The sequence below is a fragment of the Chelatococcus sp. GCM10030263 genome (assembly GCF_042666455.1).
Taxonomy (GTDB): Bacteria; Pseudomonadota; Alphaproteobacteria; order Rhizobiales; family Beijerinckiaceae; genus Chelatococcus.
Window position 1 is genome coordinate 461,390 of sequence record NZ_JBHTDB010000016.1, and the last position, 23,057, is coordinate 484,446.

Annotated in this window: 22 protein-coding genes; 2 read left to right on the forward strand and 20 right to left on the reverse strand. The window is 65.6% G+C overall.

Features of this window, described 5'->3' with window-relative positions; all coding sequences use genetic code 11:
- Positions 1-6: 6 nt before the first annotated feature.
- The 19 genes from ACFQU1_RS24465 to ACFQU1_RS24555 all read right to left on the reverse strand — a co-directional run bounded on the left by ACFQU1_RS24465 (position 7) and on the right by ACFQU1_RS24555 (position 19,440).
- Positions 7-1,674, reverse strand: a complete 1,668-nt coding sequence (locus ACFQU1_RS24465) for a ribonuclease J (RefSeq protein ID WP_378137708.1) — start codon at positions 1,672-1,674, stop codon at positions 7-9.
- A gap of 102 nt (positions 1,675-1,776) precedes the next feature.
- Positions 1,777-2,583 carry a biotin--[acetyl-CoA-carboxylase] ligase gene (locus tag ACFQU1_RS24470; RefSeq protein ID WP_378137710.1) on the reverse strand — a complete coding sequence of 269 codons (807 nt, stop codon included), beginning with the start codon at positions 2,581-2,583 and terminating at the stop codon, positions 1,777-1,779.
- A complete protein-coding gene (nuoN, locus tag ACFQU1_RS24475; protein ID WP_378137712.1) occupies positions 2,583-4,022 on the reverse strand; it encodes an NADH-quinone oxidoreductase subunit NuoN in 1,440 nt (479 codons plus the stop codon). Before nuoN ends, ACFQU1_RS24470 begins: the two co-directional genes overlap by 1 nt.
- A 12-nt stretch (positions 4,023-4,034) precedes the next feature.
- Positions 4,035-5,549 (reverse strand): NADH-quinone oxidoreductase subunit M, encoded by a 1,515-nt coding sequence (locus ACFQU1_RS24480; RefSeq protein WP_378137714.1) that lies wholly within the window; start codon positions 5,547-5,549, stop codon positions 4,035-4,037.
- Positions 5,549-7,624 carry an NADH-quinone oxidoreductase subunit L gene (gene nuoL, locus ACFQU1_RS24485; protein ID WP_378137716.1) on the reverse strand — a complete coding sequence of 692 codons (2,076 nt, stop codon included), beginning with the start codon at positions 7,622-7,624 and terminating at the stop codon, positions 5,549-5,551. Before nuoL ends, ACFQU1_RS24480 begins: the two co-directional genes overlap by 1 nt.
- An 8-nt stretch (positions 7,625-7,632) precedes the next feature.
- Positions 7,633-7,941: an NADH-quinone oxidoreductase subunit NuoK gene (gene nuoK, locus ACFQU1_RS24490; protein WP_378137718.1), complete on the reverse strand. Its 309-nt coding sequence runs from the start codon at positions 7,939-7,941 to the stop codon at positions 7,633-7,635.
- Between the two features lie 9 nt (positions 7,942-7,950).
- Positions 7,951-8,556, reverse strand: coding sequence for an NADH-quinone oxidoreductase subunit J (locus ACFQU1_RS24495; protein ID WP_378137720.1), 606 nt, complete (start codon positions 8,554-8,556; stop codon positions 7,951-7,953).
- A gap of 99 nt (positions 8,557-8,655) precedes the next feature.
- Positions 8,656-9,144 (reverse strand): NADH-quinone oxidoreductase subunit NuoI, encoded by a 489-nt coding sequence (nuoI, locus tag ACFQU1_RS24500; protein ID WP_378137722.1) that lies wholly within the window; start codon positions 9,142-9,144, stop codon positions 8,656-8,658.
- 50 nt (positions 9,145-9,194) lie between these two features.
- Positions 9,195-9,389: a hypothetical protein gene (locus tag ACFQU1_RS24505; protein ID WP_378137724.1), complete on the reverse strand. Its 195-nt coding sequence runs from the start codon at positions 9,387-9,389 to the stop codon at positions 9,195-9,197.
- Between the two features lie 61 nt (positions 9,390-9,450).
- Positions 9,451-10,494, reverse strand: coding sequence for an NADH-quinone oxidoreductase subunit NuoH (gene nuoH / locus ACFQU1_RS24510; RefSeq protein WP_378137726.1), 1,044 nt, complete (start codon positions 10,492-10,494; stop codon positions 9,451-9,453).
- Positions 10,495-10,506: 12 nt separating this feature from the next.
- Positions 10,507-12,588 carry an NADH-quinone oxidoreductase subunit NuoG gene (gene nuoG / locus ACFQU1_RS24515; RefSeq protein ID WP_378137728.1) on the reverse strand — a complete coding sequence of 694 codons (2,082 nt, stop codon included), beginning with the start codon at positions 12,586-12,588 and terminating at the stop codon, positions 10,507-10,509.
- A 4-nt stretch (positions 12,589-12,592) separates the two neighbouring features.
- Positions 12,593-13,894: an NADH-quinone oxidoreductase subunit NuoF gene (nuoF, locus tag ACFQU1_RS24520; protein WP_378137730.1), complete on the reverse strand. Its 1,302-nt coding sequence runs from the start codon at positions 13,892-13,894 to the stop codon at positions 12,593-12,595.
- 6 nt (positions 13,895-13,900) lie between these two features.
- Entirely contained in the window at positions 13,901-14,860 is a 960-nt protein-coding gene (gene nuoE / locus ACFQU1_RS24525) for an NADH-quinone oxidoreductase subunit NuoE (RefSeq protein ID WP_378137732.1), read from the reverse strand.
- A gap of 23 nt (positions 14,861-14,883) precedes the next feature.
- Complete coding sequence (locus tag ACFQU1_RS24530) at positions 14,884-16,074, reverse strand: NADH-quinone oxidoreductase subunit D (RefSeq protein ID WP_378137734.1); 1,191 nt, start codon at positions 16,072-16,074, stop codon at positions 14,884-14,886.
- Positions 16,067-16,513: a GFA family protein gene (locus tag ACFQU1_RS24535; RefSeq protein ID WP_378137736.1), complete on the reverse strand. Its 447-nt coding sequence runs from the start codon at positions 16,511-16,513 to the stop codon at positions 16,067-16,069. Before ACFQU1_RS24535 ends, ACFQU1_RS24530 begins: the two co-directional genes overlap by 8 nt.
- Positions 16,514-16,518: 5 nt before the next feature.
- Positions 16,519-17,163 (reverse strand): NADH-quinone oxidoreductase subunit C, encoded by a 645-nt coding sequence (locus tag ACFQU1_RS24540; RefSeq protein ID WP_378137738.1) that lies wholly within the window; start codon positions 17,161-17,163, stop codon positions 16,519-16,521.
- Positions 17,164-17,177: 14 nt separating this feature from the next.
- Entirely contained in the window at positions 17,178-17,726 is a 549-nt protein-coding gene (locus ACFQU1_RS24545; RefSeq protein WP_378138356.1) for a NuoB/complex I 20 kDa subunit family protein, read from the reverse strand.
- A 23-nt stretch (positions 17,727-17,749) separates the two neighbouring features.
- Entirely contained in the window at positions 17,750-18,115 is a 366-nt protein-coding gene (locus tag ACFQU1_RS24550) for an NADH-quinone oxidoreductase subunit A (RefSeq protein WP_378137740.1), read from the reverse strand.
- A gap of 236 nt (positions 18,116-18,351) precedes the next feature.
- On the reverse strand, positions 18,352-19,440 hold the full coding sequence (locus ACFQU1_RS24555; protein ID WP_378137742.1) for an ROK family protein: 1,089 nt from the start codon (positions 19,438-19,440) through the stop codon (positions 18,352-18,354).
- Between the two features lie 101 nt (positions 19,441-19,541).
- On the opposite strand from ACFQU1_RS24555, the gene ACFQU1_RS24560 reads away from it, so the two are divergent.
- Both ACFQU1_RS24560 and ACFQU1_RS24565 read left to right on the forward strand, forming a co-directional pair.
- Entirely contained in the window at positions 19,542-19,769 is a 228-nt protein-coding gene (locus ACFQU1_RS24560; protein WP_378137744.1) for a hypothetical protein, read from the forward strand.
- 61 nt (positions 19,770-19,830) lie between these two features.
- Positions 19,831-20,679, forward strand: coding sequence for an amidohydrolase family protein (locus ACFQU1_RS24565; RefSeq protein WP_378137746.1), 849 nt, complete (start codon positions 19,831-19,833; stop codon positions 20,677-20,679).
- A gap of 6 nt (positions 20,680-20,685) precedes the next feature.
- On the opposite strand, the gene ACFQU1_RS24570 is transcribed toward ACFQU1_RS24565, so the two are convergent.
- Complete coding sequence (locus ACFQU1_RS24570) at positions 20,686-23,037, reverse strand: Tex family protein (RefSeq protein ID WP_378137748.1); 2,352 nt, start codon at positions 23,035-23,037, stop codon at positions 20,686-20,688.
- Between the last annotated feature and the right edge of the window lie 20 nt (positions 23,038-23,057).

A 23,057-nucleotide genomic window follows, 5' to 3' on the forward strand; every position in this document is an offset into this window, starting at 1 on the left:
CGGTCCTTATACCGCGAGGACATGGACATGGCAGGTGGGCTTCTTGCCCCAGGCGTGCTGGACCTCCGCCCGCACCGCCCGCTCGATGGCCTTGGCGACGCTGTCCGGGTCGCGACGCTTGGCGCGCGGCAAGCCGTCCAGGACGTCGGCGACGGCATCGTCGATGAGTTCGAGCATCTCGCCGTCGCTCACGGCAGCCGGCATGCCGGAGAAGGAGATCTGCGGGTCGCCGGTGATCTCGCCTCGGCTGTCGAGGGCGAGCGATACGGAGACGATGCCGCTGAAGGCGAGCCGCCGGCGCTCGGGGATGGCGGGCTCGCCCATGCCGACGAGCACCGTCCCGTCCTTGTAGACGCGCCCGACCGGGATCGTATCGACAATGGCGGGCTTGCCCGGCGCGAGCTGCACCAGGTCGCCGTTGAGCGGCCTGAGCACATGCGGCACGCCTTGCGCCTTGGCGAAGGCGCGATGCTCGGTGAGGTGCAGCGCCTCGCCATGGGCGGGAATGGCGATCTGCGGCCTCAACCAGCTGTAGAGCGCTTGTAGTTCGCCGCGCCGCGGGTGACCGGAGACATGCACGAGATGCGTGCGATCGGTGATCACCTCGATGCCCCGGCGTGACAGCTCGTTGATGATGCGGTTGACGGGGCGCTCATTGCCCGGAATCGTCCGCGAGGAGAAGATCACGCGATCGCCCGGCGAGAGCGAGATGTCGGGATGGCTGTCGCTCGCAACCCGCGCCAGGGCTGCCCGCGGTTCGCCCTGGCTGCCGGTGAGAAGCGCCAAGACCTTGTCGCGCGGCAGATAGCCGTAGACGTCCGGCGAGCGGAACGGCGGCAGTCCTTCGAGGTAGCCGCAGTCGCCGGCAACGTCGAGGACCCGCTCCATTGCGCGGCCGAAAACCACGACCTCCCGCTCCGCCTCTGCCGCAGCCTTCGCGACGGCATAAAGCCGGGCCACATTGGAGGCGAAGGTGGTGACGGCGACCCGCGCGGGGGCGGACTTGATGAGCTCCGCCAGACCGACTTCGACATCGGCTTCGCTCGGGCTTACGCCGTCGCGCAGCACATTGGTCGAATCGCAGATGAAGGCGAGCACGCCCTCCTCGCCCAGCGCCCTGAGCCGCGCCTCGTCGGTCGGCAGGCCGATGGTCGGCGTCGGGTCGATCTTCCAATCGCCTGAATGGACCACGAGCCCGAGCGGCGTGCGGATGGCGAGCGCGCAGGCTTCCGGTATGGAATGGGCGACGGGGATGAATTCGCAGTCGAAGGGCGGCAGGGAAAAGCGCCCGCCCTGCGGCACGACCGTGATCTGCACCTTCGGAGCCCCCGGCTCGGAGAGCCGCCGCGCCTCCAGCAAGCCGGCGGCGAAGGGCGTCGCAAAGAGCGGCGCCCTGAGCCGCGGCCACAGGTCGGCGATGGCGCCGATATGATCCTCATGGGCATGGGTGATGACGATGCCGACGAGATTGTCGCGCTCCTCCTCGATGAAGCGGATGTCGGGCAGGATGAGATCGACGCCCGGAACATCCTCCCCCGCGAAGCTTATCCCGCAATCGACCATCAGCCATTTGCGTTGCCCCTCCGGCCCGAAGCCATAGAGGCCGAGATTCATGCCGATTTCGCCGAGACCACCCAGGGCTGCGAAAACCAAGCTGTCCGTGCGGGACGCCATTCCCTCCTATCCTTCCTTCGCTTGCCCGGTCGCTGTGTCCTGACCGGAAGCGCGCAATATCAAAAAAGTGGACCACCGTCCGCAAAAGTCACGCGCCTTTCTTCAGGCCCGCGCCGTTGCCGCCTCGCCGAAATGAACGTCACCTGCGGCAATTGCGGCGGTACCGCCGTCCGCTCGCCTTAGGACGAGTTGGCCTGAGTCGTCGATGGTTTCAAAGGTTCCGCGCAGGATTTGCTGCCCGATACGCACCGCAACCGGGCGACCGAGCCCGGCGGCGCGATCGAGCCAGCGTCGGCGAACGGCCGAAAGCCCCCGTCCCTGGTCCCACAGTCCTTCGCAGGCGACCCAGCTGTCGGACAGCGCCGTGAAGAGGGTTTCCGCAGTGACCGAGACCCCGAGCGAGGCAAGCGCCGCAGCGGGATAAGGTAGGCCTTCGGGAGCGCTCGCCACATTGACGCCGATGCCGATGACCAGTGCGCGTCCATGGTCGGTCTGCTCGCTTTCGAGCAGAATTCCGGCGAGCTTGGCGCCGTCCACGAGCACGTCGTTGGGCCATTTGAGCGCAACACGCCCGCTCGGCTCGGCGCTGGAGCCTCGGCCGAGATAGGGCGCGACCTCGGCGAGCGCATCGGCCAGCGCCAGCCCCGCCACGAAACCGAGCGTGGCGGCGAGCGGCGGCGGCACGTCGACGACCTTCAGGAGCGAAGCCGCCAGATTACCGGCCGGCGACGCCCAGGCATTGCCGCGGCGGCCGCGTGCTGCCGATTGCTCGCGCGCCACGAACCAAGTCGGCCCTCGCTCGCCTGACCGGCCGCGGACCAGGGCCTCCGCATTGGTCGAGCCGAGCCTGTCGAACTGAACGAGCTGAAAGCCGGCGGCGCGTGCCTCCGCACCAAGCGTGAAGGCCATCAGAACAGCGACTTGGCCGCTGCGGCTGCGGCGCCGACGAGCGGAGACGGCACCAGCCAGAATAGCAGGACGACCACGCTCGACAGCCCGAGCACGAACCTCACATCCGGCGCCATCGGTCCGTAAGGCGCGCCCTTCGGCTCGTCGAAATACATCAGCTTGACGATGCGCAGGTAATAATAGGCGCCGACGACGCTCGCCAGAACGCCGACCACCGCCAATCCGTAGAGCTGAGCCTCGACAGCCGCGCCGAAGACGTAGAGCTTGGCGAAGAAGCCGGCGAGCGGCGGAATGCCGGCGAGCGAGAAGAGCAGCATCGCGAAGAGGAAAGCGAGCATCGGCTGGCTGCGCGACAAGCCGGCGAGATCTTCGATCTCCTCGACGGATCCGCCCTCGCGACGCATGGCGATGATGCAGGCGAAGGAGCCGAGCGTCATGGCGAGATAGAGCGCCATATAGACCATGACGCTCTGGACACCGCCCGCGGTGCCGGCCGCAAGCCCGACGAGCGCGTAGCCCATATGGCCGATGGAGGAATAGGCCATCAGGCGCTTGATATTGCGCTGGCCGATAGCGGCGAAGGAGCCGAGCAGCATGGAGGCGATGGCGACGAAGACGATAATCTGACGCCACTGGTCGATGATGCCGGGGAAGGCGGAAACGAAGACGCGCACCGTCAGTGCCATCGCCGCCATCTTCGGGGCTGCCGCCATGAAGGCCGTCACCGGTGTCGGTGCGCCCTCGTAGACGTCGGGCGTCCACATGTGGAAGGGCACGGCTGAAATCTTGAAGGCGAGCCCCGCGGCGATGAAGACCAGGCCGAAGACGAGGCCGGCCCCCGCGTGGCCACCGGCGACGGATGCCGCGATGCCCGGGAAGGCGACCGTGCCCGTGAAGCCATAGACCAGGGAGGCGCCGTAGAGCAGCATGCCGGACGAGAGAGCGCCGAGGACGAAATATTTCAGGCCGGCCTCGGACGAGCGGGGATTATCCCGATCGAAGGCAGCGATGACGTAGATGGCAAGGCTCTGCAGCTCGAGCCCGAGATAGAGGGCGATGAGGTCGTTCGCCGAGATCATGATCATCATGCCGAGCGTCGACAGCACAACCAGGATCGGGAACTCAAAGCGCTCGATGCTTTCGCGGCGGAAGAAATCACGCGCCAAGAGTAGCGCCGCCGCAGCGCCGACGACCGACAGCATCTTCATGAAGCGCGCGAAGCCATCGACGACGAAAGACCCGCTGAAGGCTTCCACGCGCTCAGGGCCCTGCACGACCAACGCGAGCCCGACGAGGACGAGGAGCGCGATGGAGAGCACATTGACGAGCGGCGCGGCACGTTCGCCCCGGATCGCACCGATCAGGATGAGCACGAGCGCACCAAGCGCGAGGAGAAACTCCGGCAGGACGACGCTGAATGCTGGAACGAGCGGGGTCATCGGTGTCAGGCCTTACTGCAGGGTGAAAGCGGCGGCGGTCTTGATGCCCGCCAGTGCCGCTTCGGTCGTGCGCATCAGATTGTCGGTCGAGGCCGAGAAGGCATCGAGAATCGCTCCCGGCTGTACGCCATACCAGATGACGAGCAGGACGAGCGGCACGAACATGACGATCTCGCGGGTGTCGAGATCGGTAATGGCCTTGAGGCTCGGCTTCTCAAGCTTCCCGAACACGACGCGGCGATAGAGCCAGAGCGCATAGGCGGCCGACAGGATGACGCCGGTCGAGGCCAGGATCGCCACATAGGCATTGGCCTTGAAGGCGCCCATCAGCGTCAGGAATTCGCCGACGAAGCCGGAGGTGCCGGGCAGGCCGACATTGGCCATGGTGAGCACCATGAAGACGAGCGCGTAGAGGGGCATGCGCTGCACCAGCCCCCCATAGGCGTCGATGCGCAGCGTATGCATGCGGTCGTAGATGACGCCCACCGCAAGGAACAAGCCGCCCGAGACGAGGCCGTGGCTCACCATCTGGAACATGGCACCCTGGATGCCCTGCTGCGTCAGGGTGAAGAGCCCCATTGTCACGAAGCCCATATGCGCCACGGACGAATAGGCGATGAGCTTCTTGATGTTCTCCTGCATCAAGGCGACCAGCGAGGTGTAGATGATGGCGACCACCGACAGCGCGAAGACGAGCGGCGCGAAATAGGCGGAGGCCTCCGGGAACATCGGGATAGAGAAACGAATGAAGCCGTAGCCGCCCATCTTCAGGAGAATGCCGGCGAGGATCACCGAGCCCGCGGTCGGCGCCTCGACGTGGGCGTCGGGCAGCCAGGTATGCACCGGCCACATCGGCATCTTCACCGCGAAGGAGGAGAAGAAGGCGAGCCATAGCCAGATCTGCATGGTCGGCGCGAATTTGTGCTGCAGCAGGCTGGCGATGTCGGTCGTGCCCGCATCCCAGTACATGGCCAAAATGGCCAGCAGCATCAGCACGGAGCCGAGCAGCGTGTAGAGGAAGAATTTGAAGCTCGCGTAGATGCGCCGGTCGTGGCCCCAGATGCCGATGATGAGGAACATCGGGATGAGGCCGGCCTCGAAGAACAGGTAGAAGAGCACGAGATCGGAGGCCGCGAAGACCCCGATCATGGTGGTCTCGAGCACCAGGAAGGCGACGAAATAGGCCTTCACCCGGTCGTGGATCGACTTCCACGACGCCAGCATGCAGAAGGGCATGAGGAAGGCCGTTAGCAGGATGAACGGCATGGAGAAGCCGTCCACGGCGAGCTTGAAGGCGATGGATTCGCTGATCCAGCGGTGCGTCTCGACCAGCTGGAAGGCGGGGTTCGAGGCATCGAACCGCGACCAGGCGACGAGAGACAGGAGGAAGGTGAGCACCGTCGTGGCGAGCGCCGCCCAGCGGGCGTTTGAGGCGACCGCCTCCTCCTCGCCGCGGAGCGTCAGGATGAAGGCCGCACCGACGAGCGGCAGGATGAGAAGGCCGGAGAGAATGCCGAAGCCGAACATCACTGCGCTCCCCCGACCAGATACCATGTCACGAAGGCGGCCACGCCGATCAGCATGGCGAAGGCGTAGTGATAGACATAGCCGGTCTGCAGGCGCACGACCCGGTTGGTGACATCGACGACCCTTGCCGAGACCCCGTCAGGCCCAAGGCCGTCAATGAACCAGCCGTCGCCCTTCTGCCACAGGAAACGACCGAGCCACTTCGCCGGACGCACGAAGAGGAAGTCGTAGATCTCGTCGAAATACCACTTGTTGAGCAGGAACCGGTAGAGGAACGGATTCGCCTCGGCGAGGCTGACCGGCACCCGCGGATCGAGGATGTAGAACCAGAAGGCGATGAGGAAACCGATCAGCATCATCACGAAGGGCGACCAGGCGACCCAGGCCGGCACTTCGTGCATGTCGTGCAGGATGTGGTTCTCCGCCCCGGTGAAGATCGCGCCCTTCCAGAAGGCGTCGTAGCCCTCGCCGATGAAGAACGGCCGGAAGGCAAAGCCCGCGAAGAGCGCCCCGATGGCGAGCACGGCGAGCGGCAGCAGCATGACGAGCGGGCTCTCGTGCGGCCGGTGCTCATCATGGCCGTGAGCATGGTCGTCGTGGCCATGGTCGTCCTGGCCATGGGGCGTGTGCGAGGCGGGCTCCACGTCATGGCCGTGCCCGCCCTGGTCGGCGCTGCCGCCGTGCGACACGCCCTCGTGCAACGCACGTGTCGCGGCGGCGTGGCTGCCCCAGCGGGCGCTGCCCTCGAAGGTCAGGAAATAAAGCCGCCAGGAATAGAACGAGGTGAAGAGCGCGGCGATCACCGTCGCCAGGAAGGCGAAGCCCGCCCCCGGCGTATGTGACACATAGGACGCCTCGATAATGGCGTCCTTGGAGAAATAGCCGGCCGTGAAGGGAAAGCCCGTGAGCGCCAGATTGCCGATCGCCATCATGGCGGCGGTGAAGGGAATGTAGCGCCGGAGGCCCCCCATGTGGCGCATGTCCTGCTCGTGATGCATCGCGTGGATGACCGAGCCTGCGCCCAGGAACAGCAGCGCCTTGAAGAAGGCATGGGTGAAGAGGTGGAAGATGCCGGCCGAATAGGCGCCGACACCAAGCGCCACGAACATGTAGCCGAGCTGCGAGCAGGTCGAATAGGCGATGACGCGCTTGATGTCGTTCTGCACCAGGCCGATCGTGGCGGCGAAGAAGGCGGTGATACCGCCGATCACCGTGACGACGGCGAGCGCCCCCGGTGCCATCTCGAAGACGGGCGACATGCGCGCCACCATGAAGACGCCGGCGGTCACCATGGTCGCCGCATGGATGAGGGCGGAGACGGGTGTCGGGCCCTCCATCGCGTCCGGCAGCCAGGTGTGCAGCAGGAACTGAGCCGACTTGCCCATCGCGCCCATGAAGAGCAGGAGCGCCGCGACCGTCAGGGCCGGGAAGTCATGGCCGAAGATATGGAAGGTGGCATTGGCGAACTCGCCCGTGCGCGAGAAAATATTCTCGAAGGAAACCGACCCGAACAGCACGAAGAGGAGGAAAATGCCGAGTAGGAAGCCGAAATCGCCGACGCGGTTGACGACGAAGGCCTTGATGGCGGCGGCATTGGCCGACGGCTTGTCGTACCAGAAGCCGATGAGCAAATAGCTCGCCAGTCCCACGCCTTCCCAGCCGAAGAACATCTGCACGAGATTGTCGGCGGTCACCAGCATGAGCATGGCGAAGGTGAAAAGCGACAGATAGGCGAAGAAGCGCGGGCGTGCCGGATCCTCGTGCATGTAGCCGATGGAGTAGAGATGCACGAGCATGGAGACGGAGGTGACGACGATGAGCATCACCGCCGTCAGGGTGTCGATGCGGAAGGCCCAGTCGACATTGAGGTCGCCGACCATGATCCAGCTCGCGACGCGCACATGCGCCGCCTCGCCGTAGAAGCCGACCCGGACGAAGGCGACCCACGCCAGCGCGCAGGCCACCGCCAGAAGCGATGTGGTCACCACTTCGCTCGCCCGCGCGCCGATCTTCGAGCCGAAGATCCCCGCGATCAGAAAGCCCACCAGGGGCAGGAAGACGATGGCGTGGTACATCGCGTCCGTCAGCCCTTCATCAGGTTGATGTCTTCAACCGCGATCGAGCCGCGGTTGCGGTAATAGACGACGAGAATGGCGAGCCCGATCGCCGCTTCGGCGGCGGCCACCGTCAGGATGAACAGCGCGAAGACCTGGCCGACGATGTCGCCCATATAGGCCGAGAAGGCCACGAAATTGATGTTCACCGCGAGCAGGATGAGCTCGATCGACATCAGGATGACGATGACATTCTTGCGGTTGAGGAAGATGCCGAAGACGCCAAGCGTGAACAGCACCGCCGCGACGGTGAGGTAGTGGATGAGCCCGATGGTCATTCTCGCCCCCTATACGCCCTGCCGGAACGGCACCTTGCGGATCTCGACCGCGCTCTTATCGCGCGCCACCTGGTCGGCAATGACCTGGCGCTTGACCTTCGGCTTGTGGCGCAGCGTCAGCACGATCGCGCCGATCATCGCAACGAGCAGGATGAAGCCCGCCGTCTGGAACAAGAAGAAGTACCGGGTGTAGAGCACCTGCCCGAGGGCGACGATGTTCGAGCTCGCGGTGCCGCTCGCGACCACCGGCGCCTTGACCGCACCCGGATCGACCGTGAAGAGCCCGGCAACCAGCACGAGCTCGGTGAGGAAGATCACGCCGATGAGTGCGCCGATGGGCAGATAGTTCAGGAAGCCGGCGCGCAATTCGGCGAAATCGACGTCGAGCATCATGACGACGAAGAGGAAGAGCACGGCGACCGCGCCGACATAGACGACGACCAGAATGAGCGCCAGGAACTCCGCGCCCATCAGCACGAAGAGGCCCGCCGCATTGACGAAGGCGAGGATGAGGAACAGCACCGCATGCACGGGATTGCGCGAGGCGATCACCATGAAGGCGGAGGCGATGCACACCCCGGCGAATAGATAGAAAAAGGCAGCTTGCCCCGTCATATGCGGTGCCCCGTCGTCGCGTCTGCGAGCGTGACCTGGAGGGATTCTTGTCGGCTTGTCACGATCGCGCCTGTTCTGGAGAAATGAACGTCCGGAAGCTCACCGATAGGGCGCGTCGCTGGCGATGTTGCGGGCGATGTCCCGCTCCCAGCGCGCGCCGTTCTCGAGGAGCCGGTCCTTGTCGTAGTAGAGTTCCTCGCGCGTCTCCACGGCGAATTCGAAATTCGGCCCCTCGACGATGGCGTCGACGGGGCAGGCCTCCTGGCAGAAGCCGCAATAGATGCACTTCACCATGTCGATGTCGTAACGGGTCGCGCGCCGCGTGCCGTCGTTGCGGCGCGGGCCCGCCTCGATGGTGATGGCCTGGGCCGGGCAGATGGCCTCACAGAGCTTGCAGGCGATGCAGCGCTCCTCGCCGTTCGGATAACGACGCAGCGCGTGCTCGCCCCGGAAGCGTGGCGAGAGCTCACCCTTCTCGAAGGGATAGTTCAAGGTCGCCTTGGGCTTAAAGAAATAGCGCATCGACAGGAAGAACGCCGATACGAACTCCTTCAAGAACAACGACCTCGCGGCCTGATCGAGCCTCATGACTGGCTCCATTCTCCTCTCGGCGCAGGCCACGCCCGCACCCGTTTCATTCAGTCGATCGCCGCGCCGATGCTGCAGCCGACGATCGGAAACAACACCACCGTGCCGGCGACCAGGAGCTTTCGCAGCCTTGCGGCCCGTCGCTCGAAGAGCGCCCTCTCCGCCTCCGTCGGCGTAACGTCGTCGACGGCGCGGACGTGGCGGTCGATCAGCCGCCGGACGATCCAGTAATCGATAACCCCCATGACGAAGCCGAGAACGGCCCCGATCAGGCCCCCGCTCGACAGGTCATGCCTCCCCTGGCCCTCATGCTCCCGGCGCCCAGCCCATGACCTGCAGAACGACCGCCACGATGACGACCATCGTCAGCGACAGCGGCAGGAAGACCTTCCAGCCGAGGCGCATGAGCTGGTCGTAGCGATAGCGCGGCACGAAGGCCTTCACCATCGCGATCATCAGAAAGATCAGCACGGTCTTGCCGATGAACCAGATCGCCCCCGGCACGTATGTGAAGGGCGGCAGCGCGATCGGCGGCGCCCAGCCTCCGAAGAACAGGATCGTGGTCAAGGCGCACATGGTCACGATGGCCACGTATTCGCCGAGCATGAACAGAAGATAGGGGGTCGAGGAATATTCCACCATGAAGCCGGCGACGAGTTCCGACTCCGCCTCCACGAGATCGAAGGGCGGGCGGTTCGTCTCGGCGAGCGCCGAGATGAAGAACACGACCAGCATCGGCAGCAGCGGCAGCCAGTACCAGTTGAGGAAGGACAGCCACGGCAGGCCGATGAGCGTCGCGAGCCCTCGCGTCTCTTGCGCCTGGACGATGGCGCCGAGATTGAGCGAGCCGACGCAGAGCAGCACGGTGATGATGACGAAGCCGATGGAGACCTCGTAGCTCACCATCTGCGCCGCCGAGCGCAGCGCGCTCAGGAACGGATATTTCGAGTTCGACGCCCAGCCGCCGATGATGATGCCGTAAACGCCGAGCGAGGAAATCGCGAAGATATAGAGGATGCCGAGGTTCAGATCGGCAATCGCCCAGCCGTCGGAGATCGGGATGACGGCCCAGGCCGCCAGCGCCAGCACGCAGGTGACGAGCGGTGCGAGCAGGAAGAGCACCTTGTCGGAGCCCGCCGGAATGACAGGCTCCTTGAAGACGAATTTCAGCAGATCGGCAAAGGACTGGAACAAGCCCCAGGGGCCGACGACATTGGGGCCGCGCCGCAGCTGGACGGCAGCCCAGACCTTGCGATCCGCCAGGAGCAGATAGGCGATCACAATGAGCAGCCCGACGAGCAGTACGACGCTCTTGAGGGCGGCGAGCGCGATGGTGGCGACGAGGTCCATGCGGGCGCTCCCCTATTCCGCCGCCTGGCGCTCGGCGCCATGGGCGAGCGCGGAACATTCGGCCATGACGGTCGACGCCCGCGCGATCGCGTTGGTCAGATAGAAGTCGACGATAGGCGACACGAAAGCGGCGGCGTCGATGGTGCCGGCGCTGCCGGCTGCCAGCGTCGTGATGGCCGCGGATTCGCGTGGCAGGAGGCCGTCGATATCGGCGAATTCCGGGTAAGCGGTGTAGAGCGCCTGACGCAGCTGGGGCAGGCTGTCGAACGGCAGGCGCTGACCGAGCACGTCCGACAGGGCGCGCAGAATGGCCCAGTCCTCGCGCGCATCGCCCGGCGGGAAAGCCGCGCGATTGGCGAGTTGCACCCGCCCTTCGGTATTCAGATACGTGCCGGACTTCTCGGTATAGGCCGCGCCGGGCAGGATGACGTCGGCGCGATGGGCGCCGCGGTCACCATGGGTGCCCTGGTAGATCACGAAGGCGCCGGGCGCCACGTCGATTTCGTCCGCACCGATGAGGAAGAGCACGTCGACGCCACCCGCCGCCATGGCGGCGGCATCGCGTCCGCCCTCGCCGGGGACGAGCCCGAGCTCGAGCGATCCGACACGGGCGGCGGCCGTATGCAGCACGCCGAAGCCGTTCCAATCCTCGTTCACGGCACCGACAGCCGTCGCCAGCTTGGCCGCGAGCGTGAGCACCGCAAGGCCATCAGGACGGGCAAGCGCCCCCTGCCCGATGATGATCAGCGGCCGCTCGGCCTTGTTCAGCGCCTCGGCGAAGCTATGGGCGCCGCTCGCGATATCGGCCAGCGTCTGCGGCCCGGCACCGAGATAATCGTAAGGATAGGTCAGGTCCACCTGCTCGCCGATGACGCCGATCGGCAGCGGTGCCGTGCGCCAGCGCTTGCGGATGCGGGCATTGAGCACTGAGGCTTCGATGCGCGGATTGGAACCGACGATGAGGATCGCGTCCGCATCCTCGATGCCGGAGATCGTGGCATTGAAGAGGTAGCTTGCACGCCCGAGCTTCGGATCGAGGATTGTGCCATCCGGACGTCCGTCGATGTTCGCCGAGCCGAGCTTTTCCATGAGCAGCTTCAGCGCAAATGATTCTTCGACCGTCGCGAGATCGCCGACGATGGCGCCGATGCGGTCCGGGTTGGCCGCCTTGACCTTCGCGGCGATCGCGGCGAAGGCCTCGCCCCAGGAGGCCGGACGCAGCCGCCCGTCCTCGCGCAGATAGGGCCGGTCGAGGCGCTGGCGGCCCAGCCCGTCCCAGACGAAGCGCGTCTTGTCGGAGATCCACTCCTCGTTCACCGCATCATTGACACGCGGCAGAATGCGCATGACCTCCCGGCCGCGCGCATCGACGCGAATGGCCGAGCCGAGCCCATCCATGACGTCGATGGACTCGGTCTTGGTCAGCTCCCAGGGCCGTGCCTTGAAGGCATAGGGCTTCGATGTGAGAGCGCCCACCGGGCAGAGGTCGATGACATTGCCCTGCAGCTCGGAGCGCATGGCATGTTCGAGATAGGTCGTGATCTCCATGTCCTCGCCGCGGCCGATGGCGCCGAGGTCCGGCACGCCCGCCACTTCCGTGCTGAAGCGCACGCACCGCGTGCAATGGATGCAGCGGTTCATGGAGGTCTTGACGAGCGGGCCGATATATTTGTCCTCGACCGCGCGCTTGTTCTCCCAATAACGGCTGGTGTCCACGCCATAGGCCATGGCCTGGTCCTGCAGATCGCATTCGCCGCCCTGGTCGCAGATCGGACAGTCGAGCGGGTGATTGATGAGCAGGAACTCCATCACCCCTTCGCGGCCGCGCTTGACCATCGGCGAGCGCGTAAAAACCTCCGGCGGCTCACCATTGGGGCCGGGCCTGAGATCACGCACGCCCATGGCGCAGGAGGCGACCGGCTTCGGTGGCCCGCCCTTCACCTCGACGAGGCACATGCGGCAGTTGCCGGCAATCGACAGCCGTTCATGGAAGCAGAAGCGCGGGATCTCCGCCCCCGCCTCCTCGCAGGCCTGGAGGAGCGTGTACTCCGCCGGTACCTCGATTTCCTTGCCGTCGATAATAAGCTTGGCCATTGCGTTACTCCGCGGCCTCGAGCACGGGCTCGCCGTGCGGGTTGGCCGCATATTCGTCGATCCGCCGCTCGATTTCGTGACGGAAATGCCGGATCAGCCCCTGGATCGGCCAGGCCGCCGCATCGCCGAGCGCGCAGATCGTGTGACCCTCGACGCGGGTCGTGACGTCGAGCAGCATGTCGATCTCGCGCTTCTGCGCCCGGCCTTCCGCCATGCGGTTCATGACCCGCCACATCCAGCCGGTGCCCTCCCGGCACGGGGTGCACTGGCCGCAGCTCTCATGCTTGTAGAAGTAGCTGAGCCGGGCGATGGCGCGCACGATGTCGGTCGACTTGTCCATGACGATCACGGCCGCCGTGCCGAGGCCCGACTTCAAGCCGCGCAGCGTGTCGAAGTCCATATAGGCATCGGCGATCTCGGCTGCAGGCACCAGCGGCACCGATGAGCCGCCCGGGATCACGGCGAGCAGATTGTCCCAGCCGCCGCGGATGCCGCCGCAATGCTGGTCGATCAGTTCGCGGAAGGTGATGCCCATGGCCTCTTCCACGTTGCACGGCTTGTTCACATGGCCGGAGACGCAGAAGAGCTTGGTGCCTACATTGTTGGGCCGGCCGATGCCCGCAAACCAGGCCGCGCCCCGGCGCAGGATGGTGCCGGCAACGGCGATCGACTCGACATTGTTGACCGTCGTCGGGCAGCCGTAGAGGCCCATATTGGCGGGGAAAGGCGGCTTCAGCCGCGGCATGCCCTTCTTGCCCTCGAGGCTTTCGAGAAGAGCCGTCTCCTCGCCGCAGATATAGGCGCCAGCTCCATGATGCACATAAATATCAAAGGGATAGCCGTGGATGTTGTCCTTGCCGACGAGCTTCGCCTCGTAAGCCTCGTCCACGGCGCGCTGCAAGGCATCCCGCTCGGCGATATATTCGCCGCGGATGTAGATATAGGCCGCATGCGCGCCCATCGCGAAGGAGGCGATCATGCAGCCTTCGATCAGGAGATGCGGGTCGTGCCGCATGATCTCCCGGTCCTTGCAGGTGCCGGGCTCGGATTCGTCGGCATTGACGACGAGGTAATGCGGGCGTCCGTCCGACTGCTTCGGCATGAAGGACCATTTGAGGCCCGTCGGGAAGCCGGCGCCGCCGCGACCGCGCAGGCCCGACTTCTTCATCTCGTCGATGACCCAGTCGCGCCCTTTCTCGAGCAGAGCCTTCGTGCCATCCCATGCGCCGCGCATCTGCGCGGCCTTCAGGCCCGGACTGTGCAGCCCGTAGAGATTGGTGAAGATGCGGTCCCTGTCGTGCAGCATGGCCGCTTACTCCTTGCCCGTGCCGTCGGGATCGGGCGTCTTCGTCTTCTTCGGCGCTCGCGCGGTCTTCGGCGACTTGGCGCGCGTGCGCTCCTCCTGTTCCGGCGCGGTCTGCGGCGCGGCTTTCGTCGCATCCTCGCCGCTGACCGGCGCGCGGCCGTCGGCGGTGCGATCGGCCGGTGAGTCGGCGGTGCGCTGTTCGGAGCGTGTCTCAGCAGGCTTGGCGGGCTCCGGCGCCTGGGGCGCTGCCGCCTGCGCAGCGGCCGCTTCGGCCTTGGCCTTTTCCTCTGCCGCCGCCCTCGCCTTGGCTTCCTCTTCCTCGAAGCGCTTCTTCCAGGCGCCGACCATGGATCCGTCGTAGAGCGAAGGATCCGTCAGCGTGGTGATGGCGCCCTCGGGTTCGGAGGCGCGGCGGCCGTTCTGGGGGCCGGGCGTGACGGGACGGCCGGCCACGAGATCGTCGAGGACCTTCTCGAAGCTCTCCGGGGTGAGGTCCTCGAAATAGTCATCGTTGATCTGCACCATGGGCGCGTTGCAGCAGGCGCCCAGGCATTCCACCTCGACCCAGCTGAAATTGCCGTCGGCCGACACATGGTGCTGCTCACCCACCCGGCGGCGCATCACGTCCTTCAGGCCTTCGGCGCCGCGCAGCATGCAAGGCGTCGTGCCGCAGAGCTGGACGAGATATTTCCCGACCGGCTCCAGGTTGAACATCGTGTAGAAGGTCGCGACCTCCAAGACCCGGATATAGGGCATCTTGAGGATATCCGCGACGGTGCGGATGGCGGCCTCCGGCACCCAGTCGCCACATTGCTCCTGCGCCTTCCACAGGAGCGCGATGACGGCCGAGGCCTGACGGCCTTCCGGATATTTGGCGATCTGCTGACCGGCCCAAACGGCGTTCTCCGCCGTGAAGGCGAAGGAGGCGGGCTGGACCTCGGCAGGGGCGAGGCGACGGACGGCCATCTACAGGTTCCTCAGCATCGAGATCACCGGTCCACCTCCCCGAACACGATGTCGAGCGAGCCGAGAATCGCCGAGACATCGGCCAGCATATGGCCACGGCACAGGTAATCCATGGCCTGGAGGTGGGCAAAACCCGGCGCGCGGATCTTGCAGCGATAGGGCTTGTTGGTGCCGTCGGACACGAGATAGACGCCGAACTCGCCTTTGGGCGCTTCGACCGCGGCATAGACCTCGCCGGCCGGCACGTGGAAACCTTCGGTGTAAAGCTTGAAATGATGGATGAGCGCCTCCATCGAGCGCTTCATCTCGCCGCGCTTCGGCGGCACGATCTTGTGATCGACGGCCGCGATCGGCCCCTGCCCTTCCGGCGCTCGGAGCTTGGCGATGCACTGCCTCATGATGCGGACGGACTGCCGCATCTCCTCCATGCGGATCAACTGGCGATCGTAATTGTCGCCGTTCTTGCCGACCGGAATGTCGAAGTCGAGTTCCTCGTAGCACTCGTAGGGCTGCGCCTTGCGCAGATCCCAAGCGGCGCCGGAGCCGCGCACCATGACGCCGGAGAAGCCCCAGGCCCAGGCCTCCTCCAGGCTGATGACGGCGATGTCGACGTTGCGCTGCTTGAAGATGCGGTTGCCGATGAACAGCTCTTCGAGATGATCGAGGGTGCCGAGGAACGGGTCGCAAAAAGCCTCGATATCGTCGATGAGCTGCGGCGGCAGGTCGAGATGCACGCCGCCGGGGCGGAAATAGTTGGCGTGCATGCGCGAGCCGGAAGCCCGCTCATAGAACACCATCAGCTTCTCGCGCTCCTCGAAGCCCCAGAGCGGCGGCGTGAGCGCGCCGACATCCATGGCCTGGGTCGTGACGTTGAGGAGATGCGAAAGAAGCCGGCCGATCTCCGCATAGAGCACGCGGATGAGCTGGCCACGCTTCGGCACGGTAATGCCGAGCAGCTTCTCGATTGCGAGGCAGAAGGTGTGCTCCTGGTTCATCGGCGCGACATAATCGAGCCGGTCGAAATAGGGCACAGCCTGCAGATAGGTCTTGGCCTCGATCAGCTTTTCGGTGCCGCGATGCAGCAGGCCGATATGGGGATCGACCCGCTCCACCACCTCGCCGTCGAGCTCCAGCACGAGGCGCAGGACGCCGTGAGCCGCCGGATGCTGCGGCCCGAAATTGATGGAGAAATTGCGGATCTCGTGCTCAGCCATGCTCAGTCGCCTGCTTGGCCGCGAATTCGGCCATGACTTCCGCGCCGGTCTTGCGCGGCCGCTCTCCCGCAAAGTTGTAGAGAGCGGGTTTTTCGTCGATGAAGATCTCTTCGGCGAAGACGAAGGGTGACATATCGTCGAAGCTCTGCACCGAGACGGCCACGTGATCGGACTTGCCGCGCACGCGCCAGAACAGACTGGAGCCGCAGGTGCCGCAGAAGACCCGCTCGCCCCAATCCGACGAGGCATACACCTTGACCGCGCTCTCGTCCGCCATCGTCACCTTCGCGCACGGCACGGTCATCAAAACCCCGCCTGTCCACCGCCGGCACATGCCGCAGTGGCAGACGTCCATCGCGTTTTTGGCCGGCACGGCGGCGAAGCGGACTGCGCCGCACAGGCAGCCGCCAGGCATGGCCGATGTGTCGGCACGAGCCATCGCGCTCATCCCTTGGCCTTCTCGTCGCCGGGCAGGATGTACTCGGTTCCCTCCCATGGCGAGAGGAAGTCGAACTGGCGGAACTCTTGCGTCAGCCGCACCGGCTCGTAGACGACGCGCTTCTCGCCGTCGTCGTAGCGCACCTCGACAAAGCCGGTGAGCGGGAAGTCCTTGCGCAGCGGATGCCCCTCGAAGCCGTAGTCGGTCAGGATGCGACGCAGATCCGGATGGCCGGAAAAGATGATGCCATAGAGGTCATAAGCCTCGCGCTCGAACCAATCCGCCGCCGGGAAAACAGCGACCGCACTCGGCACCCGGGTCGTCTCGCCGGCCTGGACCTTCACGCGGATCCGCCGGTTATGCGACGGCGAGAGCAGATGGTAGACGACGTCGAACCGCTCCGGGCGGCCGGGATAATCGACCCCGCAGATGTCGATCAGGCAGACGAAGCGGCAGGCCGGATCATCGCGCAGGAAGGTGAGCGCGTGCACGACTTCCGCCGCCGGCACCGTGATCGTCAGTTCGTCGAACGAGACCGCTGACGCCGCACCCGCCCCGAGCGCCGCCGTGACATGCGTCGCGAGGGCGTCGAGAGCGCCGGTCGGTCCTGCGTCGTTCGACGAAACCTGGCTTTCGGGAGAGGTCGTCATCCGTTCATCCGCGTTCAGCGTTCGATGGTGCCCGTGCGACGAATCTTCTTCTGCAGAAGGAGAACGCCGTAGAGCAGCGCCTCAGCCGTCGGCGGACAGCCGGGGACATAGATGTCGATGGGCACGATGCGGTCGCAGCCGCGCACCACCGAATAGGAATAGTGGTAATAGCCGCCGCCATTGGCGCAGGAGCCCATGGAGATGACGTAGCGCGGCTCCGGCATCTGGTCGTAGACCTTGCGCAGCGCCGGCGCCATCTTGTTGGTCAGGGTGCCCGCCACGATCATGACGTCCGACTGACGCGGGCTCGCACGCGGCGCAAAGCCGAAGCGCTCCGCGTCGTAGCGCGGCATGGACATCTGCATCATCTCGACCGCGCAGCAGGCCAGGCCGAAGGTCATCCACATCAGCGAGCCGGTTCGCGCCCAGGTGATGAGGTCGTCCGTCGTGGTGACGAGAAAGCCTTTGTCGGCGAGTTCGTTGTTCAAGCCGGTGAAGAACGGATCCTCGCCGGTCGCAGCGACATCTGCACGCGGATGAACACCGCCCGCCGCGGGCGGCATCGCCAAGCCCTTGGCATCAGTGATCAATCCCATTCCAGGGCTCCTTTTTTCCACTCATAGATGAAGCCGACGGTCAGGACCGCGAGGAAGATCATCATCGACCAGAAGCCGGCCCAGCCAAGGGGGCCGAAGACCGCCGCCCAGGGGAAGAGGAACGCCACTTCCAGGTCAAAGATAATGAACAGAATCGCCACTAGGTAGAAGCGCACGTCAAATTTCATGCGTGCGTCGTCGAAAGCGTTGAAGCCGCACTCGTAGGCCGACAATTTTTCCGGATCCGGCCGCGAATAGGCCACGATGAACGGCGATATCAGGAGCGCGAGCCCGATCACGAGCGACACGCCGATAAAGATCACCAGCGGCAGATAGTCGGCGAGGAGGCTTGGCATCCGGAACTCGCAGCAGCATGTCCGCAGCGCGCGGCGGACGACGACTCAGGTTACGAGCGACACAAGCCGTCCAGGGCTTGTCCGGCGAGCGAAGCGCAGGCTCCGCTTACGGAATTTCGCCTTGGAACGGTTCGTATCTGCGCGCCGCAGCCTTAGCCCAGCGGGCCGTCCGAAGCAAGTGCTGCGCTGCCGCATCTCCTGGTGCAGATGCGCAGTGACGACCCGGCCGGGGTCATTCACCGACCCTTGCGGCCGTTGTCGTGGCGGTTGACGAACACGCCGTTGCCGAGCCCGGTTCCGATCGTCAGGATGCCCCAGCGCGTGACGTCGCGCATGAAGGGCACTTCACTCAATCCCTGTACGATCGCGTCATTGTGGATCACCACCGTCGTCTCGTGATCGCCGATCTCGGGAATGGCCCGCCGTAGCTCCTGCGCCAGATTGAAGCGCGTGCCCTCCCAGTTGCCCGGCAGGTTCTGCGCGCCCTTGGTGATGAAGCCGTCTTCGGCGATCGCGCCGGGGCAGCCGACGCCGATGAAAGGCGCGAGCCTCACACCGGCCTTGGCCGCCCGGTCGATGAGGCTCGCCAGGATGTCCAGCATCTTGCCGACGGCCTCGCTGCGTGACGGCTTGTCGTCGCGATGGCGCCAGATCTCCGTCTCCCATACCTCGGCCCTGGAGAAATCACGTGCCTTGCCTTGCTTCATGAGCACGACGCCCGCTCGGATATTGGTGCCGCCGATGTCGATCGCGAGGATGCTGTCGTGCCCGGAAAAGACCCAGGATGGTGCGAGATGCACGGCGCCGATCAGCCCGGCCTCATCGGGATGGTTGCGGATGAGCGTGAGTTGGACGTCATTGCCCTGTTCCTTGAGCAGGACAGAGGCGCGCCCGATCGCGAGCTGGCCGATCCGGCTTTCGCGAAATCCGCCGCCAAAGACGATGCGCTCAACATCGGCCCAGGCCTTGAGTCGCTGGAACCGGCGGAGAACGACCGCGAGCTCCTGGGCATAGGTCTCGACGGCGCTCAGCACGAGGCCTGCCGCCTCCAGATCGCCCTTGGCCAGAATGGCCTCGAGCCTGCTGCGCTTGATCTTTTCAGTGGCCTCGTCGCCGAGCGGATCCTCGCCGAACTTGCGCAGGTCTTTGCGCAGGCCGTCCAGAATGACGGTGAAGGCGCCTTTGGCAGCCCTGTCGCCGACGAAGCCGTCGTCGTCGCGAATCTCGGCATTGTAGGATTCGACGATGACGGACGGAAGAACCTTGCACCCATGCGTGCCGACCGAGGGCTGCGGGAGGGGAGCTGGCTTTAGCTTGTCTGTCATCGGCATAGAAACAGCCGACCTATGGGACTTGTTCCGCCGGGAACTCGCGGGCGAGCGATTCGTTCAGCTTCAAGTGGTCACCCTTTCTGAAGGAGGCTTCCATGCATGCCGATTTCGACAAGCCCGCGCGGCTGCAATACTGGTCGGCCAGCCGTGAAGCGGACGAGCGGGACGCCATCGACTTCGACACGCTTGACGATGCCGTGAGCTTTGCGATGACGCAGAAGCCCGGCAACAAGACCATCGCCTGGGTGCGCACGGCGAGCGGCGAGACTCTGACGCCGGACAAACTCGCCGCTCTCTGGGAACTGAACCGCATGCGGCAGTAGCGCCGCCTTGTGACGGCCCCGCCCCTCCCGCTATCGTGACGGAAACGGGAGGGCGTGGACTATGGAGCAGAAGGTTGGGTGGGACGAACTGCGGATCATCGATACGCATCTGCATCTCATCGAGCCCGAACGCTTCAACTATCCGTGGACCGCGGACGAGCCCGGCTTGCAGAAGACCTTCGACCTCACGGCCTATCGCCGAGAGGCAATGGCGCTCGGCATCACCGCCATGCTCCATATGGAGGTCAGCGTACCGGAGGACGAGATCGAGGCCGAGACAGCTCATGTCACCGGCCTCGGCCAGGGCGTCATCGGCGCCATTGCCGGCTGCCGGCCGACACGCGCCGATTTTCCCGCGGTGGCCGGGCGGCTGGCGGCCAATCCGCGCGTCAAGGGCTTGCGCCACGTCTTCCAGGGCAACCCGGCGATCTATGACGAGCGGCTGCTTGCCGAGAACCTGCGGCGGCTCGCGACGCTCGGCCTCACCTTCGACCTCTGCATCTACGGGCCGGAACTGCCGCGCGCCACCGCGCTCGCGGCCGATTGCCCGGAGGTGCAGTTCATCCTCGATCATTGCGGCAAGCCGGGCATGGGGCCGCTCGATCAATGGCGGCGGGACATCACCGCCATCGCCCGCCTGCCCAATGTGGTGTGCAAGTTCTCGGGCCTCCATTCCTATGCCGCGCCGCCGGATTGGAGCCTCGACGACCTGCGCCCAGCCGCCGAACACGTCATCGCCGCCTTCGGCTTCGACCGGCTCGTCTGGGGCAGCGACTGGCCGGTCTGCACCTTGACCGGCAGCCTGACGCGCTGGGTCGAGGCGACCCACGCGCTGATTGAAGGCGCGAGCCCCGACGAGAAGCGCCGGCTGTTCTCGGCCAATGCCGAGCGCGTTTATCGCCTCGCTTGAGGCGCCCTATCCTTTCGGCGCTTGGCCGCCTTTGAGCCCGGCGCGGCGCAACGCCTCGGCGAGCGCCCCGCCCTCACCTTTCGCGGGCACCGACGGCCGTGGCGGCGGCGCGGTGCGCACCGGCGCGCTCGTGCGCGGAGCCTCCCGCTGCCCACGACGCGGAGACGGCGCCACGTCGTCGTCGAGCCGCATGGTCAGGCTGATACGCTTGCGCGCCTCGTCCACCTCCAGAACCTTGACGCGCACGACGTCGCCCGGCTTGGCCACGGCGCGCGGGTCCTTCACGAAGGTCGAGGACATGGCCGAGATATGCACCAGCCCGTCCTGGTGCACGCCGATGTCGATGAAGGCTCCGAAGGCTGCGACATTGGTGACGACGCCTTCGAGCACCATGCCGGGCTTCAGGTCGGACAGCTTCTCGACACCCTCCTGGAAGGTCGCGGTCTTGAAGGCCGGGCGCGGATCCCGCCCCGGCTTTTCCAATTCGCGCAGGATGTCGGTGACGGTCGGGACGCCGAAGGTCTCGTCCGTGAAACGGCTGGGCGACAGGCCGCGCAGCACCGCCGTATTGCCGATCAGCGCGCGGATGTCGCTCTTGGTCGCGGTGAGAATGCGCCGGACGACCGGATAGGCCTCGGGATGGACGCTCGATGAGTCCAGCGGATCGTCGCCATTCGGAATGCGCAGAAAGCCGGCGGCGAGCTCGAAAGCCTTCGGGCCGAGACGCGCCACCTTCTTGAGCTCGCCACGCGCGCGGAACGGTCCGTTTTCGTCGCGGTGCAGCACGATATTCTGCGCCAGACCATCGCCGATGCCGGAGACGCGGGCGAGAAGCGGCGCGGAGGCGGTATTCACATCCACACCGACGGCATTGACGCAGTCCTCGACGACGGCATCGAGCGAGTGCGACAGCTTCGTCTCGCTCAGGTCGTGCTGGTACTGGCCGACGCCGATCGACTTGGGATCGATCTTCACGAGCTCCGCGAGTGGATCCTGAAGCCGGCGGGCGATCGACACGGCCCCGCGCAGCGAGACGTCGAGGTCCGGCAGTTCCTGGGAGGCGAAGGCCGAAGCCGAATAGACGGAGGCGCCTGCCTCCGACACCATGACCTTGGTCAGCTTGAGCTCGGGATGGCGGGCGATGAGCTCGGCCGCGAGCTTGTCCGTCTCGCGCGAGGCCGTGCCGTTGCCGATCGCGACGAGCTCCACCTTGTGGCGCGCCGCGAGTGCCGCGAGCGCCGCAACCGCCTCGTCCCAGCGCCGCTGCGGCTCGTGCGGATAGATGGTCGCTGTCGCCACGACCCGGGAGGTCGCATCGACCACCGCCACCTTGACGCCGGTGCGATAGCCGGGATCGAGCCCCATGGTCGCGCGGGTTCCGGCGGGCGCTGCCAGGAGGAGGTCGCGGAGATTGCCGGCAAAGACCTTGACGGCCTCGTCCTCCGCCACCTGCCACAGGCGGGCGCGCAGGTCGACGCTGATATGGACGAGGATTTTGGTGCGCCAGGCCCAGCGCACGGTCTCGATCAGCCAGCGATCGCCGGGCCGGCCGCGGTCGGCGATGGCGAAACGGTGGGCGATGCGCCGCTCATAGGCGCCCGGCTGGGCCGAAGTCGGCGGGCTCGCCGGCTGGTCGGGCTCGGGCTCGATCTTCACGTCGAGCACCTCCTCCTTCTCGCCGCGGAACAGCGCGAGAATGCGATGCGACGGCAGCTTGACGAGCGGCTCGCTGAAATCGAAGTAATCCGCGAATTTGGCGCCTGGCGTTTCCTTGCCCTCGCGGACACGGGAGACGATCTTGCCCCTTGTCCAGACCTCTTCACGCAAGGCGCCGATGAGATCGGCATCCTCGGCGAAGCCTTCCACCAGGATGGCACGCGCCCCCTCGAGCGCCGCCGCTGCATCGGCGACGCCCTTCTCTATATCGACATAAGCGACCGCCTGCCCCGCAGGCTCGCGCTCGGGCTGGGCGAGTAGTGCCTCCGCAAGAGGGCCTAGCCCGGCCTCGCGGGCGATCTGTGCCTTGGTGCGGCGTTTCGGCTTGAAAGGCAGATAGATGTCTTCGAGCCGCGCCTTGGTGTCGGCTCCGGCAATGGCCGCTTCGAGCGCGGCGTCGAGCTTGCCCTGCTCGCGGATGCTCGCCAGGATCGCGCTGCGGCGCTCTTCGAGGTCACGCAGGTAGCGGAGCCGCTCCTCCAGAAGCCGGAGTTGCGTGTCGTCGAGCGTCTCCGTCGCCTCCTTGCGGTAGCGCGCGATGAAGGGAACGGTCGCGCCACCGTCGAGAAGCTCGACCGCCGCCGCAACCTGCCGTTCGTGAACGCCGAGCTCGTCGGCGATACGCTGATTGATGGATACCATCGTGCTCCCGTGGTCGTTCG

Coding starts and splice junctions, on each gene's coding strand:
- ACFQU1_RS24465 (WP_378137708.1), bottom strand. CDS start 1,674: ATGGCGTCCCGCACGGACAGCTTGGTTTTCGCAGCCCTGGGTGGTCTC.
- ACFQU1_RS24470 (WP_378137710.1), bottom strand. CDS start 2,583: ATGGCCTTCACGCTTGGTGCGGAGGCACGCGCCGCCGGCTTTCAGCTC.
- nuoN (WP_378137712.1), bottom strand. CDS start 4,022: ATGACCCCGCTCGTTCCAGCATTCAGCGTCGTCCTGCCGGAGTTTCTC.
- ACFQU1_RS24480 (WP_378137714.1), bottom strand. CDS start 5,549: ATGTTCGGCTTCGGCATTCTCTCCGGCCTTCTCATCCTGCCGCTCGTC.
- nuoL (WP_378137716.1), bottom strand. CDS start 7,624: ATGTACCACGCCATCGTCTTCCTGCCCCTGGTGGGCTTTCTGATCGCG.
- nuoK (WP_378137718.1), bottom strand. CDS start 7,941: ATGACCATCGGGCTCATCCACTACCTCACCGTCGCGGCGGTGCTGTTC.
- ACFQU1_RS24495 (WP_378137720.1), bottom strand. CDS start 8,556: ATGACGGGGCAAGCTGCCTTTTTCTATCTATTCGCCGGGGTGTGCATC.
- nuoI (WP_378137722.1), bottom strand. CDS start 9,144: ATGAGGCTCGATCAGGCCGCGAGGTCGTTGTTCTTGAAGGAGTTCGTA.
- ACFQU1_RS24505 (WP_378137724.1), bottom strand. CDS start 9,389: ATGGGGGTTATCGATTACTGGATCGTCCGGCGGCTGATCGACCGCCAC.
- nuoH (WP_378137726.1), bottom strand. CDS start 10,494: ATGGACCTCGTCGCCACCATCGCGCTCGCCGCCCTCAAGAGCGTCGTA.
- nuoG (WP_378137728.1), bottom strand. CDS start 12,588: ATGGCCAAGCTTATTATCGACGGCAAGGAAATCGAGGTACCGGCGGAG.
- nuoF (WP_378137730.1), bottom strand. CDS start 13,894: ATGCTGCACGACAGGGACCGCATCTTCACCAATCTCTACGGGCTGCAC.
- nuoE (WP_378137732.1), bottom strand. CDS start 14,860: ATGGCCGTCCGTCGCCTCGCCCCTGCCGAGGTCCAGCCCGCCTCCTTC.
- ACFQU1_RS24530 (WP_378137734.1), bottom strand. CDS start 16,074: ATGGCTGAGCACGAGATCCGCAATTTCTCCATCAATTTCGGGCCGCAG.
- ACFQU1_RS24535 (WP_378137736.1), bottom strand. CDS start 16,513: ATGGCTCGTGCCGACACATCGGCCATGCCTGGCGGCTGCCTGTGCGGC.
- ACFQU1_RS24540 (WP_378137738.1), bottom strand. CDS start 17,163: ATGACGACCTCTCCCGAAAGCCAGGTTTCGTCGAACGACGCAGGACCG.
- ACFQU1_RS24545 (WP_378138356.1), bottom strand. CDS start 17,726: ATGCCGCCCGCGGCGGGCGGTGTTCATCCGCGTGCAGATGTCGCTGCG.
- ACFQU1_RS24550 (WP_378137740.1), bottom strand. CDS start 18,115: ATGCCAAGCCTCCTCGCCGACTATCTGCCGCTGGTGATCTTTATCGGC.
- ACFQU1_RS24555 (WP_378137742.1), bottom strand. CDS start 19,440: ATGACAGACAAGCTAAAGCCAGCTCCCCTCCCGCAGCCCTCGGTCGGC.
- ACFQU1_RS24560 (WP_378137744.1), top strand. CDS start 19,542: ATGCATGCCGATTTCGACAAGCCCGCGCGGCTGCAATACTGGTCGGCC.
- ACFQU1_RS24565 (WP_378137746.1), top strand. CDS start 19,831: ATGGAGCAGAAGGTTGGGTGGGACGAACTGCGGATCATCGATACGCAT.
- ACFQU1_RS24570 (WP_378137748.1), bottom strand. CDS start 23,037: ATGGTATCCATCAATCAGCGTATCGCCGACGAGCTCGGCGTTCACGAA.